This is a genomic window from Paenibacillus sp. J22P90, assembly GCF_059692195.1.
Map to the genome: position 1 here is coordinate 1 of NZ_JCAUAY010000006.1, position 13,986 is coordinate 13,986.

A 13,986-nucleotide genomic window follows, 5' to 3' on the forward strand; every position below is an offset into this window, starting at 1 on the left:
ACTTGCATGTATTAGGCACGCCGCCAGCGTTCGTCCTGAGCCAGGATCAAACTCTCCATAATAGAAAGATGACTTGCTCATTTTGATGCTAGCGAGATTAATAATCTCATTAATGGTTGATTGCTCAACCGATTTGCTTACTCACTCGTTGTTCAGTTTTCAAAGATCAATCGGCTTGTCCTATCTGCTATCTTTCAAAAGCAGGAAGTCCAATATACCATAGTTACTTTTGTTTTGCAACTTGTTTTTCTCAAGTTACTTTTGTTATTCCGCATGTCTCAGCGGCAACTTTTATAAGATAACACAGATGCCGCAACCGAGTCAACCCAATTGTCGATGTATTATTTTTACAATTAGAGCAAAGCCAATTTCACACCAACAAGCAGGATTACACCCGGGATCCCTAATATAGTAGCTGTCCCTAAAGTTGCCGTATTAATAGGCAGCTCTATATGTGTATAGGCACTTAATAGATTCAGTATGTATAACAGAAAAGCAGCAACGACCACATTCAAACCTAGCGATGCCACCAATCTGCCAGCACTGCGGCTGCGGAATACAATCAACACCAACATGAGAGAGGAGAGTATCAGCACCCCCCAAATGGCATATTTGAGTATCACGTTCTACACCTCCATTAATCGATCGCTGTCAATCATGCTGATACCTAGCCTTTTGGCTTGTTTAATAAGCATCTCAAATCTCTTCTCAGCTGCTTCCATTGCATAGATGGTATAGTCAATCTGATCCTTGTCCACTGCGAAGTCAAAGTGAGCTTGGGCAGCCACCCAGGTCTGATGCGCATTTCGTATCTCTTGAATCAATAGGATCTTGTCCTTTTTTAGTTCTTCCTTCATCGTCTTCTCTCGTGGACTCTTAAATCCACGCATGCCTAATAGAGCCGGTTTCATTGGGCAAACCTCCATTCCTCCCACAAAAGGGTTGATTCATACATATGGGGATTATGGAAATTTCAGAACTTCAACCGCTCTTTTTGGGCAAAAAAAAGAGAGCTCTGCAGCTCTCCCTACAATGTATGCTTTTATAATTCCCTGCGGCCTTCCATCGCCTTGGACAAGGTTACCTCATCCGCATACTCCAAATCGCCGCCTACCGGCAGACCATGGGCAATACGAGTGACACGTAGCCCAAAGGGCTTAATAAGCCGAGATAAGTACATCGCCGTGGCTTCGCCCTCAATATTAGGATTGGTGGCCAGAATTAATTCCTGTACCGTTTCGTCACCCAAACGTTTGAGCAATTCTGCGATATGAATTTGATCAGGTCCAATCCCTTCCATCGGGGATATCGCGCCATGAAGTACATGATAATAGCCTTCAAATTCTTTGGTTCGCTCTAAGGCGACCAAGTCCTTCGGCTCCTGCACGACACAGATGACGGAATTATCACGACTTTTATCCTGACAAATCCGACAAGGATCCACATCGGTAATATTGCAGCAGACGGAGCAATAATGCAGGTTCCGCTTGACGTTCACCAGCGATTTGGCAAAGTCAATCACGTCTTCTTCTTTCATTCGAAGAACGTGAAAGGCTAAGCGACCCGCTGTCTTGGGACCTACTCCCGGCAATCGGGAGAAGGCATCGATTAACTTCGCTATCGGTTCGGGGTAATGCAAAGGAAGTACTCCTTCATCGTACAGAATCGTTGGTGCTTGGTTATCTTAGAACAATCCTGGGATATTCATACCGCCTGTGAATTTGCCCATATCTTTGTTAGCGATTTCTTCCGCTTTCGCCATTGCGTCATTCACAGCTGTCAACACGAGGTCTTGCAGCATTTCAACATCCTCAGGATCAACTGCTTCCGGCTTGATTGTGATGCTTTGTACTTTCTTGTGGCCGTTAATGATACACGTAACGACACCGCCGCCTGCTGTTCCTTCGATCATTTTCGTGCCTAGCTCTTCTTGCGCCTTCATCATTTGCTCTTGCATTTTCTTCACTTGCTTCATCATTTGGTTCATGTTATTCATTATAGATCGCTCCCTTATAGTTAGTCTTCTTTGATTGTTACTAGGTCTTCACCGAACAATTGGATGGCTTCAGATATCCATTCTTCTTTGATCACGTTTCCGCGACCATCCTCTGCCACTAATTCCATCTCTTCAGGAGGGGCTTGCGTCGACTCACTCTTCGCATCATCCCATTCCTTACGCATTACGGTTAACAAACGCATCGGTTTTCCAAACACAGAAGAAAGAACTTGTTCAATAATCACTTTATTCTCTGGCTTCTCCGTCGTATTGCGATGCATCTCATTCTTAAATGCAACGAGTACAACATCATCTAGCATCGCTACCAGATCACCATTGACAAACCAAGCATGAACGGTAATTTTCTTCTCTTTGACATCACCTAATACTTGACTCCACTTTAGAAGCGCGGTCTTCGTCTCTGGACCCTCGGAGGCTTTCAAATAAGGACCCAGCTTAAGCCCCGATTTCTTAGATGGTGCCGAGGCAACCGCCACTTTCGCCGCAGGCGCTTGCTTCGCGCTCTCGCCAGAAGCAACTGTCACTCCCGATTTTACCAGTTGTGCTAGCTGATCTTCAAGTTGTTTCATTCTTTGGCTCATTTGAGCGATAAGATCCCCTTGCGGAGGACGCCCGCTGCTTCCCTCTACTGAACGCGCAACAGAGCCGGATTCATCTACGCGTTGGCTGCCACTTATTTTCATAATCGAAATTTCAAGTAACGTTTGCGGCTGTACCGAGTATTTCATCTCACTCTGATAGTGGTTCAGCGTTTCAATCATACTCATCATTTCACTAGGCGTGAAGTGACTCGCAATTTCTTTCAGCTCCGCCATATCAAATACGCGCTCAGAGATCACGGGTGAATTCGGTACCATGCGCACCATCAGCAAATCGCGGAAATAGTGAATCAAATTTTCAATACACTTGTCTGCGCTTTTCCCCTCTTGCATGAAGGTATCAATTAATTCTAGGGCTGCCCCCAGATTTTGTTCCTTGATATACGTAACCAGTTTCTTAAATTGATCCGAAGCTATGCCGCCTGTGATCGACAAAATATCAGCGAGCTGAATTTCCCCTGAAGCAAAAGACGCCGCCTGATCCAGCAGACTTAACGCATCCCGCATCCCGCCATCGGATAATCTAGCTATATAGTGAAGAGCTTCCTTATTAATCGCAATTCGCTCTTGATCACAAACATACTGCAAACGCCCCACTTCATCCTCCATGGAGACACGACGAAAGTCAAAACGTTGACAGCGGGAAATAATCGTTGCGGGAATTTTATGAGGCTCCGTTGTCGCCAAAATAAACATCACGTGCGCCGGCGGCTCTTCCAGCGTCTTCAATAAAGCATTGAACGCTTCCGTCGTCAGCATATGAACCTCATCGATAATGTACACTTTTTGCCTGACTTCGGTCGGTGCATATTTGACTTTATCGCGGATATCACGAATTTCTTCTACACCGCGGTTGGAAGCCGCATCGATTTCTACAACGTCCATGACCGCGCCTTCTGTGATACGCTCACAGGCAGAGCATTGATTACACGGCTCTTCAGAGGGTCCGTTTAGGCAGTTGATGGCTTTGGCTAATATTTTGGCTGTACTTGTTTTCCCCGTTCCACGGGGTCCGTTAAACAAATAAGCATGGGTTAGGCGATTTTCACGCAAAGAGTTCTGCAGTGTTTGTGTAATATGTCTTTGTCCGACAACATCACGAAACGTTTGCGACCTCCACGTACGATACAAAGCAATGTGTGCCATAGTGTTCCTCTCCAATAATCCCTGCATGGATTGACTGTATCCATTATACTATAACGCTTCAAGGGATGAAATAGAGGATCATGTATAGGGAATCGTAATCGTGAATGTTGTTCCGAAGCCTTTGGAGGCTACGCGAATCGTCCCGCCCATATCATGAATGATGCGTTGGCAGACGGAGAGCCCGAGTCCAGTGCCGGTATCCTTCGTCGTAAAGAAGGGATCGAATATTTTATCAATAACAAACATCGGAATTCCTGAGCCTGTGTCATGAATATCCACACACACATTACGCCCATTCGTGTCTACACGCTCCGAAATGGTTAGTACCCCTCCGACCTGCATAGCTTCAATTCCATTTTTGCATACATTCAAGAATACTTGCTTCAAGAGCTCCTTATCCGCAATCACTTCAGGAAGATGGGAAGAAGCTTCATAGTGAAGTTGAACGTTATAGAGCAGCGCCTCGTTATGAATGATTGGCACGATGCCCTGCATAACCTCCGGAATATGAATGCGATCATAGGCGACATGCTTCGGTTTACTCAGCAGCAGAAACTCATTTACCAACGCATTAATTCGATCAATCTCCCCCAACATCACATCGGTAAAACTCTGTTCCTTCTCCATCCCCCGATCACCGAAGGTGCGTCGCATCATCTGTAAGAAGCCTTTGATAGATGTTAAGGGATTGCGGATTTCATGCGCTGTGCCTGCAGCAATTTGCCCAATCATCGCAAGACGATCGCTTCGCCAAACCATCTGTTCCAGTGAGCGCATATTCGTAACATCTTTGAAAATGACGTAAGCCCCCACGATCGTCCCCTGGCTGTCCTTCAATACACTAGAATCGAGCAGCAAATCAAAACGTTCTTCATTATTCGTCCAGGAAACGGCATGATTGCGAACAATCGCGCCGTGTAGAATTGTTCTCTGTACGAGTTGATGCTGGCTAGGGACCGTGGAAAAAATTTCATCCAGCGACTTATTGAGGATAAGCTCTTTCTCCATTGCTAGCATTTGACAGGCCCGGTCGCTGATATCGGCAAGTCGATAATCAATATCAATTAACAAAACTCCTAGGTTGATATCTTTGAGAAAAGCATCTGAAAAACGCTGCAGCAGGTTTAAGGCTTGGCCTTCCTCTTTATTTTTTAATGACAATAGATATATAAATTTATCCCCGTGATTAAGCCGCAGGAGCGAGAATTGGAAGTAGCTCATTTCACCATGCTTACCCATTACAAAACCATGGGGCCACTCACCAACATCTTGTTCATTCTTAAAATGAAACTCGTACAGCTCACGCAAAGAAGCCCTCACTTTAAATAAATGAGGGAATGGCATACCGATAATTTCATCCGCTGAATAACCGGAAGCTTTCAAGAACTGATCCGTGGCCAGAAGCAGATTTTCATCCTCATCTACCATCAACATGCCTGCTTGCAGGCTATGCGTGAACAATTTCCGTATTTCGTCTATCGATACCGAGTACATCTGAGGCGAATGAATGGGCATGTCCACAGCTCCTTCACTATCTCTAATGGAACTTTTCTTCGATCAGCATCAGTATTGTTTGTATGTATAAAGATTCTCTTTAAAGTCATTTTTTTCCTGCAAAATGCAAAAGAAAAAACGCCCTGCTTGCTGGCGTTTTGGTTATGTGTGCTTACATAAACGGTATGATTACACCGTGCACCTGTTATTGATAAAGTGATACAAGCGAACTCTTATCGTTAGCTCAAATCAGGCAACCCCTCGGCACATGGAAAATCTCACTTACGGCTGCTTCCTTCCGGACCTGACCGGGTTCATGAGCATCCATTGCGAAGGACCCGACTCTCAACACCACGTGTAAAAGCCAGACCTCACATCACAGTACCGCTAACAGGAATTCAACCTCGCTACAGCGGATTGCGAGTTACAGGGCACCGCTACCTCCCCGTCTAGCACAGTAAAAATAGTATAGCTGATTCACTGCCAAATAGCAACCTGAGGGGAAAAACTAACATATATAGAGATCTTTAACGTTAGCTAAAGTCTCTCTGATTAATTTACCATTCTTACTTGTATTTTATATCTTGGCATGTTCGTTTCCAAAGCCATTTGCGCTTGTGATCGCAGCTCTTCGACTTGGGATGCTGTCAATGCATCATTCGGGTTAATGCGGACATTGACCGTCGTTCCATTGATCGCAATGTTCGACTTCTCAATACCCGGCAGCTGAGCAAGCACAGCCTTCATGAGATTCGAATCATCCTCGTAATGATGGTACGTCGGATTCAACGGGTTATTCGGATTTACACTCGTGATGCCCAACATACCGTCTTGCTTATAATTCTGAACTTTATACGTAGAGTTGTCATTCGTTTTCTTGTTGTTGCCCGTCCACATGCCACAGCCAACTAAACTCGCTATAAGGAAAGCCGCACCTGTAAGCTTAACAAGCTTGAACATAAAAACACCTCCCATTGGACTCTAAGCCTAAGCTTAGGATGACCAAGGGAGGATGTCTTATGCTGATTGGCGATCAAGCAAATGATGCCAATTAGATTCCGTATTTCTTTTTGAACTTGTCGACACGGCCGCCTACATCGATAAACTTTTGTTTACCAGTGTAGAAAGGATGGCAATTGGAGCAGATCTCAACACGAAGATTTGCTTTGATTGAACCCGTTTCGAACACATTACCACAAGCGCAAGTTACTGTGGTTGCATGATAAGTAGGATGAATTCCTGCTTTCATTTGGTTCACCTCTTTCCGCCCTGAATCATTTGCTGAAACAGAGTTAATGGACGTACTTTAGCATTGTAGCACACTCATAAGTCACGATGCAATGTAAAATCATTCGGAGATTCCTTCCACCGCGCTCGCTTATAACACGTTCGTGAGCGTACGATCACTCGTGTAAAATTTTGGCGTGTGGGAATAGGATCCAAGAACAACATCTGGCAATTCTTGCTCGAAAATCTCGATCATTTGCTTCATGCCTAGCAGCTCTCCCTGAGCCTTAGGAATAATGTTTAAATAGCTCTCGGGATCAATATTCAGGTTGCGCAATTGAATTAATTTTAATCCCGTTCTGCGTACAAATTCAATCATCGCTTCAATTTCTTCTTCCCGATCGGTAACACCTGGGAACACAAGATAATTGATCGATGTGATGACACCTTTGTCTGTTGCATAACGAAGCGATTTTTCCACGTTTTTAAGCGTGTAAGCTCTTGGCTTGTAGTACGCGTTGTAGTGATCATCCAAAGCGCTGATCGTACTTACGCGCATCAGATCAAGTCCAGCATCGACAATGCCGCGGATATGGTCCGTAAGGCCCGCATTGGTGTTGATATTAATGTAGCCCATCTTCGTTTGCTCGCGCACACGTTTGATAGCTTCAATAATGAGAACAGCCTGCGTGCTCGGTTCCCCTTCACAGCCTTGTCCAAAGGAGATGATGCTCTCTGGCGTCCGCAGATGCTCTAACATAATCTCGGTTAGCTCTTCGACTTTCGGTTTGAAGTTCATCCGTGTTTGCGGAGCAACAAAGCCGCTCTCGTCTGGCTGCTCTGAGATGCACCCGAAGCATCCTGCGTTACAGGAGTACGAAACAGGGACAGCTCCTTCCCAGCGCTGCAAGAACGTATTGGAAGCTGTTAAACATTCGTAGCCAAGCGCACAATTCGATAGATGCGCATATAAGCGATTCTCGGGATATTTGGCGACTAATCGCTTAACTTCCACTTCAAGTTCATCCGGGTCACAGTGGATCGGATTCCAGAAGTACGGATTGTCCGTCAGCCGCGCAGCCACATAGAATCCGTCGTCTTTCCACACCACAGCTGTGTAACCGAACAAAGGCAGTGCCTTCGTTTTATCCGATTTCACATACCCCGGGAGAAGAAGTCTTGTGAAGCCTTGCGGGAGCAGCGCTCCCACAGCGTGATAGTCACCCTGCACCAGCTTCATCTCACCCGTGGCAGCATCAATGCCGACTGGACGCGTGAAGGGGAGGCTAACAAGTGTAGCCCCCTCCGGCAAAGGGATCAGTTCTTCATCTAATATTTCAGTGATCATTTCTGCATTGCGACCTAGGGCCAAATAATCAGGATGATCAAATACATTGCCTTGTGAATCTGAATAAACCAAGTTCATAACGGTACTCCTCTTTGTACTAAAGCTTAAGATGCCGAGTTTTTGACTTTACCTTTATTCTGTCCTGATGGCGCTCCGGTAGTTGGGGATGCCATCGAGTCCAAAAACTCTTGATTCGTCTTCGTATCCGCCAGCTTTTTAATAAACGCTTCGGTATATTCATGGGAATCATTCATGCCTTTGCGAAGCGCCCATACTTTCTCGAGCTCGTCTTTGCTGAGCAACGCTTCCTCGCGGCGAGTCCCTGAACGACGAATATCGATTGCAGGGAAGATACGGCGTTCGGCCATTTTACGATCAAGATGAAGTTCTAAATTACCTGTACCTTTAAATTCTTCATAAATGACGTCATCCATACGCGAACCTGTTTCAACGAGTGCTGTAGCAAGAATGGTTAAACTGCCGCCCTCTTCAATGTTACGAGCAGCTCCGAAAAAACGCTTAGGACGATGGAATGCAGCGGGGTCAACACCACCGGACAACGTCCGGCCTGAAGGCGGAACGACGAGGTTGTACGCTCTAGCTAATCGAGTAATACTATCCAATAGGATAACGACATCTTTCTTATGTTCAACTAGACGCATAGCGCGTTCTAAGACAAGTTCTGCAACTTTAATATGATTCTCAGGAAGCTCGTCAAATGTTGAAGCTACAACTTCACCTTTGACAGAGCGCTGCATATCGGTAACCTCTTCCGGACGCTCGTCGATCAAGAGTACGAATAGTTCAATCTCGGGATAATTCGTGGAAATACTGTTCGCAATTTCTTTGAGCAGCAACGTTTTACCTGCCTTTGGCGGTGCCACGACAAGTCCACGTTGGCCGAGACCTACAGGCGCAAGCAAGTCCATGATCCGCATGGAAATCTTGTTCGGCTCAGTCTCTAGAGTAATCCGAGTATCCGGGTATAGCGGTGTCAACGCAGGGAAATGCAAGCGCTCCGAAGCTGTCTCCGGCTTCTCACCATTAACCGCTTCAACTTGAAGCAATCCGTAGTAGCGTTCATTTTCCTTCGGCGGACGACACTTACCGGATACAATATCGCCTGAGCGCAAATCAAACTTCCGAATTTGCGAGGCTGAAATATAGATATCCTCCGAGCTAGGAAGGTAGTTGATTGGGCGCAAGAACCCAAACCCTTCCTGCAAAATTTCCAGAACACCTTGCATGAACAAAAATCCGCTCTCTGCTGCTTGTGCACGTAAAATGGCAAAAATGAGTTCTTTTTTCTTCAGCGTACCGTAATAGGGAATCTGATGTTTCTTAGCTAGTTTATATAATTCAGTAAGCTTGAGTACTTCAAGCTCAGCAAGCTGCATGCTCATGTTTCAACCACCAAACTATTAAATTTTCAATTGGATTCTAGCATTGCCTGTTGTTTGGTACTTTATTCCTCAGTCTCACGCCAAACTTCGGCACCTAGAGAAGATAGATTAAAAACTAAATTCTCATAGCCGCGATCAATGAACTCCACACCTGACACTTCAGTAACTCCGCCCGTCATGACGCTGAGGCCCGCAATGACCAAAGCCGCTCCCGCGCGCAAATCTGTCGCTCTTACTTTAGCTGAACTCAGCTGCGAGCCTTCAATAATGGCCGAACGTCCTTCAACTCTTATCTTAGCACCCATGCGTACAAGCTCTGGAATATGCTTAAATCGATTGCTATACACATGATCTGTCAATACACTAACACCTTTAGCTTGGCAAAGCAGGCTAGACATAGGAGATTGTAAATCCGTTGCAAACCCAGGGTAAATTAATGCTTTCACGTCAACACTTTCGTAGATCGGCTGACCGACAATACGGATGGATTCGTCCATTTCATAAACATGAACACCCATCTCTTGCAGTTTCGCCGTAAGTGCCTCCAAATGCTTAGGAATCACATTATCTACCGTCACATCGCCGCGCGTCGCTGCTGCTGCAATCATGTACGTCCCCGCTTGAATGCGGTCCGGGATAATGGAATGACGGCAGCCATGAAGTTCAGAAACCCCTTCAATACGAATCGTATCTGTTCCGGCTCCTTTAATTTTCGCACCCATCGAATTCAAAAGTGTTGCCACATCTATAATTTCAGGCTCTTTCGCCGCATTTTCAATAATCGTTAATCCTTTAGCACGTGAAGCCGCCAACATGATATTGATCGTTGCGCCAACACTTGCCATGTCCAAATAAATCTTAGCCCCGCGCAGTTCCTTCGCACGGATATGAAGCGCTCCGTTCTCGTTGCTAACCACGGCACCTAAAGCTTCAAAACCTTTAATATGCAAGTCAATCGGACGCGGCTCAAAATTACATCCGCCTGGAAGTCCAATTGTCGCTTCCCCAAATCTGCCCAAAAGAGCACCCATTAAATAATAGGAGGCACGCAGCTTCTTCACTTTGCCATTCGGCATTGCAAGAGACTTCATTTGACTTGGGTCAATCGTCATCCGATCTTCGTTCCAATCAATTGTTGCGCCTAAGTCAGTCAATATTTCTGTATATATAGCCACATCGCTTAGATGCGGAAGGTTATCCAACGTTACTGGTGTTTCTGCAAGTACTGCCGCAGGAATAAGTGCAATTGCGCTATTTTTTGCTCCACTAATTTGAACAGTCCCCCTAAGTGGACGTCCACCTACAACCATTAATTTCTCCAACATACTTTTCCCCCTAAACCAGGTGCCTTCTCACTAACGATCAATCAAAAAATCCTACATGTTCCACAAACATTCGACGAAAACCCACAAAAAAAGAAGTAAATATATAAAAGTAAATTAGTTTTAAACAAACAGAAGAAGGAAACGCCCGTAATGACACAGACGGGTGACGACAATCGTCGTCTATCCCTCTGTGCATTACAGCATTTCCTAGCTTGTCTATTCAATTTGTAATTAAGCTTGGTTGCTGCTTCCGAACAATTGAATTTTGGATTTTACTACTTCGATCATAGCGCTGCGAGCTGGGGTAAGGTATTTGCGAGGATCGTAAATTTTAGCATCTTTGTTCAGAGCTGCACGAATGCTATCTGTACATGCTACTTGATTCTCTGTGTTAACGTTGATTTTACCAACGCCTGCTGCGATGGATTTACGAATCATTTCGTCAGGTACACCGGATCCGCCATGCAATACAACTGGAACTGGGATCGCTTTGGAAACTGCTTCAATAATATCAAAGTGAATGTTTGGTTCGCCAGCGTACATACCGTGAGCTGTACCTACTGCGATTGCCAAGCAATCAACGCCTGTTTCTTCGTAGAAGCGAATTGCTTCTTCTGGTTTAGCTAGGTTAGCGTGCTCTTCATCAACGGAGATATCATCCTCAACGCCACCAATTGTTCCAAGCTCACCCTCAACGGAAACGCCCATTGCACGAGCAGCTTTAACAACTTCTTTCGTCAAACGAATGTTTTCTTCGAAAGAATAGTGGGAACCATCGAACATAACGGAGCTGAATCCTGCACGGATACATTTCATTGCTACTTCAAAGGAACTACCGTGGTCCAAGTGCAACGCGATTGGAAGACCGGACTTCTTAGCTGCTGCTTCTGCAATAGCTACCGTAAACTCGATACCCATATATTTTAGTGCGCCTTCGCTAACACCATAAATGAACGGGGATTTCAGTTCGATTGCCGCTTCAACAATTGCTTGAGCGAACTCAAGATTGTTCATGTTAAATTGTCCTACTGCGTATTTCCCTGCTTTTGCCTTAGGTAAAAATTCATTCATTGAAACCAGTGCCATGTTTCTCTTCCTCCTAGAACCTCTTTAGTAGATGCGCATACCGCTCTCTGTCATACCTGAGTTATTATAGCACATAACTTTTCAAATGATAACCAAGCCCTTTACTTTTCCAAAAACAAAAAAAGACCCTATAACTAGGATCCCACAGCGAAACCACTGCTTGATTCATTATTCAATTGCATATTAACAGCCAGACGGAGCTCATCAATATCAAATGGCTTCGTAAAATGCATAATCGCACCTAAATCCGTCGCTTCTTTGATCATATCCAGTTCACCGTATGCCGTCATCATGATCACTTTGATCGAAACATCAATTTCTTTCACATGTTTCAAAATATCAAGTCCGTCCATACCTGGAATTTTCATGTCTAGCAGTATGAGGTCCGGTGAAACATTTCTTACGATATCCAAGGCCAACTTACCATTGGAAGCTTGATAGGTGTCGTAACCTTCGTTACTAAACACTTCCATGAGGAGCACGCGAATTCCATTTTGATCATCCACTACTAACACTTTTTTCTTCATCAGCCAAGTCCCCTCCCGAAAACGAATAACAAGTTCCAATCCTATTAGAAAAGGTATTCGCTATTCATTTTCGTTTTCCTTCCGAGGAGAGAAGCTTTTTGAAAAGTTTTACATAAAAGTTGATTATGAGGAGGAAAAACTCCTCAAATTAACGTGAATTTTAGCGAGCGATCGTTTGCGCAGCCTTCACGAATTCACGGAAAAGCGGCTGAGGACGGTTCGGACGGGATGTAAATTCCGGGTGGAATTGTACAGCCAAGAACCACGGGTGACCTGGAAGCTCAACCATCTCAACTAGGCGACCATCAGGGGAAGTCCCTGAAATACGCAAGCCAGCGGATTCAATCAATTCACGGTATTCGTTATTGAACTCATACCGGTGACGATGTCTCTCGTAAACAAGTTCATCGTTATATGTCGTAGCAGCCAATGATCCTGGAACCAGCTTACAAGGGTATAGACCTAGACGCATCGTACCGCCAAGATTTTCGATATCCTTTTGCTCTGGCAATAGATCGATAACTGGATACGCCGTCGTTGGATTAATCTCGGAGCTATTCGCGCCATCCAAACCACAAACAGAACGTGCGTATTCAATAACAGCAACCTGCATACCCAAGCAAATACCGAAGAAAGGAATCTCTTTTTCACGCGCATAGCGAATAGCCGCGACTTTCCCTTCAATCCCGCGATCACCGAATCCACCTGGCACAAGAATCCCTTGCACGCCAGAAAGAAGCGAATGCACGTTATGGTCGTAAATATCTTCTGCATTGACCCAACGGATATCAATCTCGGAATCATTATCGATACCAGCATGTCCTAGTGCTTCAACAATACTCAGGTACGCATCGTGTAGAGCAACGTACTTCCCTACGATGGCGATCTCGGTTTTCTTCGTCAAGGATTTCACCTTGCGAACGAGACTTTCCCATTCTGTCATATCCGGCTGATTCGTTTGAAGCTTCAAGTGATTGACGACATAATCGTCCAACCCTTGTTCGCGAAGCATCATCGGCACTTCATACAAAGTCTCAGCATCTTTACATTCAATCACAGCTGCTGGATCGATATCACAGAACAAAGCAAGCTTACGCTTCATATCTTCTGTCAACGAGTGCTCAGTACGACATACAATCACATGCGGTTGAATTCCTAAGCCGCGTAATTCTTTAACGCTATGCTGCGTTGGTTTTGTTTTGACTTCTCCAGCTGCTTTGATATAAGGAATCAGCGTAACGTGAATGTACATGACATTCTCGCGGCCGATATCATTTTTCATTTGACGAATTGCTTCAAGGAACGGCAAGCTCTCGATATCCCCTACTGTACCGCCGATCTCTGTGATAACTACATCAGAACCAGCTTCACGACCTGCGCGAATTACACGCTCTTTAATTTCATTCGTGATGTGAGGGATAACTTGAACCGTACCACCCAAATACTCGCCGCGACGCTCTTTCGTAATAACCGAGGAGTACACTTTACCGGAAGTCACGTTCGAGCTCTTGGACAAGTTAATGTCGATAAAACGCTCATAATGACCTAAATCCAAATCCGTCTCTGCACCATCGTCCGTAACAAAAACTTCACCGTGCTGGTAAGGACTCATTGTTCCTGGGTCCACGTTAATGTAAGGATCGAACTTCTGAATCGTAACTTTCAAGCCTCTGTTCTTGAGCAGTCTTCCTAAGGAAGCTGCGGTAATTCCTTTGCCAAGGGATGAAACTACGCCCCCCGTAACGAAAATGTATTTTGTCACTATGTACGCCTCCTAAAAAAGTTATAGTAGTAAACACGACTTCGTAAGCTTG

Annotated in this window: 14 protein-coding genes, 1 rRNA gene and 1 other RNA gene; all 16 read right to left on the minus strand. The window is 45.1% G+C overall.

What is annotated here, in order from left to right; all coding sequences use genetic code 11:
• Nucleotides 1-62 (minus strand): 16S ribosomal RNA (locus tag AC58UX_RS20180); the annotation flags it as partial.
• Between the two features lie 291 nt (nt 63-353).
• Complete coding sequence (locus tag AC58UX_RS20185; protein ID WP_497255973.1) at nt 354-623, minus strand: pro-sigmaK processing inhibitor BofA family protein; 270 nt, start codon at nt 621-623, stop codon at nt 354-356.
• A gap of 3 nt (nt 624-626) precedes the next feature.
• On the minus strand, nt 627-911 hold the full coding sequence (locus tag AC58UX_RS20190; protein ID WP_497255975.1) for a DUF2508 family protein: 285 nt from the start codon (nt 909-911) through the stop codon (nt 627-629).
• A gap of 131 nt (nt 912-1,042) precedes the next feature.
• Nucleotides 1,043-1,639: a recombination mediator RecR gene (gene recR / locus AC58UX_RS20195; protein WP_497255977.1), complete on the minus strand. Its 597-nt coding sequence runs from the start codon at nt 1,637-1,639 to the stop codon at nt 1,043-1,045.
• A gap of 45 nt (nt 1,640-1,684) precedes the next feature.
• Nucleotides 1,685-1,996, minus strand: a complete 312-nt coding sequence (locus AC58UX_RS20200; RefSeq protein WP_497255979.1) for a YbaB/EbfC family nucleoid-associated protein — start codon at nt 1,994-1,996, stop codon at nt 1,685-1,687.
• A 20-nt stretch (nt 1,997-2,016) separates the two neighbouring features.
• A complete protein-coding gene (gene dnaX, locus AC58UX_RS20205; RefSeq protein ID WP_497255981.1) occupies nt 2,017-3,762 on the minus strand; it encodes a DNA polymerase III subunit gamma/tau in 1,746 nt (581 codons plus the stop codon).
• A gap of 78 nt (nt 3,763-3,840) precedes the next feature.
• Nucleotides 3,841-5,277 (minus strand): ATP-binding protein, encoded by a 1,437-nt coding sequence (locus AC58UX_RS20210; RefSeq protein ID WP_497255983.1) that lies wholly within the window; start codon nt 5,275-5,277, stop codon nt 3,841-3,843.
• A gap of 173 nt (nt 5,278-5,450) precedes the next feature.
• An RNA gene (gene ffs / locus AC58UX_RS20215) (signal recognition particle sRNA large type) lies at nt 5,451-5,714 on the minus strand.
• 94 nt (nt 5,715-5,808) lie between these two features.
• Nucleotides 5,809-6,216 (minus strand): hypothetical protein, encoded by a 408-nt coding sequence (locus AC58UX_RS20220; RefSeq protein ID WP_497255985.1) that lies wholly within the window; start codon nt 6,214-6,216, stop codon nt 5,809-5,811.
• A gap of 91 nt (nt 6,217-6,307) precedes the next feature.
• Nucleotides 6,308-6,505, minus strand: a complete 198-nt coding sequence (gene rpmE / locus AC58UX_RS20225) for a 50S ribosomal protein L31 (RefSeq protein ID WP_028555047.1) — start codon at nt 6,503-6,505, stop codon at nt 6,308-6,310.
• Nucleotides 6,506-6,634: 129 nt separating this feature from the next.
• A complete protein-coding gene (locus AC58UX_RS20230) occupies nt 6,635-7,909 on the minus strand; it encodes a radical SAM family protein (RefSeq protein WP_497255987.1) in 1,275 nt (424 codons plus the stop codon).
• 26 nt (nt 7,910-7,935) lie between these two features.
• Nucleotides 7,936-9,234 carry a transcription termination factor Rho gene (gene rho / locus AC58UX_RS20235; RefSeq protein ID WP_497255989.1) on the minus strand — a complete coding sequence of 433 codons (1,299 nt, stop codon included), beginning with the start codon at nt 9,232-9,234 and terminating at the stop codon, nt 7,936-7,938.
• Nucleotides 9,235-9,296: 62 nt separating this feature from the next.
• On the minus strand, nt 9,297-10,556 hold the full coding sequence (gene murA, locus AC58UX_RS20240; protein WP_497256584.1) for a UDP-N-acetylglucosamine 1-carboxyvinyltransferase: 1,260 nt from the start codon (nt 10,554-10,556) through the stop codon (nt 9,297-9,299).
• A 234-nt stretch (nt 10,557-10,790) separates the two neighbouring features.
• Entirely contained in the window at nt 10,791-11,645 is an 855-nt protein-coding gene (fba, locus tag AC58UX_RS20245) for a class II fructose-1,6-bisphosphate aldolase (protein WP_497255991.1), read from the minus strand.
• 134 nt (nt 11,646-11,779) lie between these two features.
• Nucleotides 11,780-12,172 carry a response regulator gene (locus tag AC58UX_RS20250; RefSeq protein WP_497246057.1) on the minus strand — a complete coding sequence of 131 codons (393 nt, stop codon included), beginning with the start codon at nt 12,170-12,172 and terminating at the stop codon, nt 11,780-11,782.
• Between the two features lie 160 nt (nt 12,173-12,332).
• Nucleotides 12,333-13,934 carry a CTP synthase gene (pyrG, locus tag AC58UX_RS20255; protein WP_497255993.1) on the minus strand — a complete coding sequence of 534 codons (1,602 nt, stop codon included), beginning with the start codon at nt 13,932-13,934 and terminating at the stop codon, nt 12,333-12,335.
• Nucleotides 13,935-13,986: the final 52 nt, after the last annotated feature.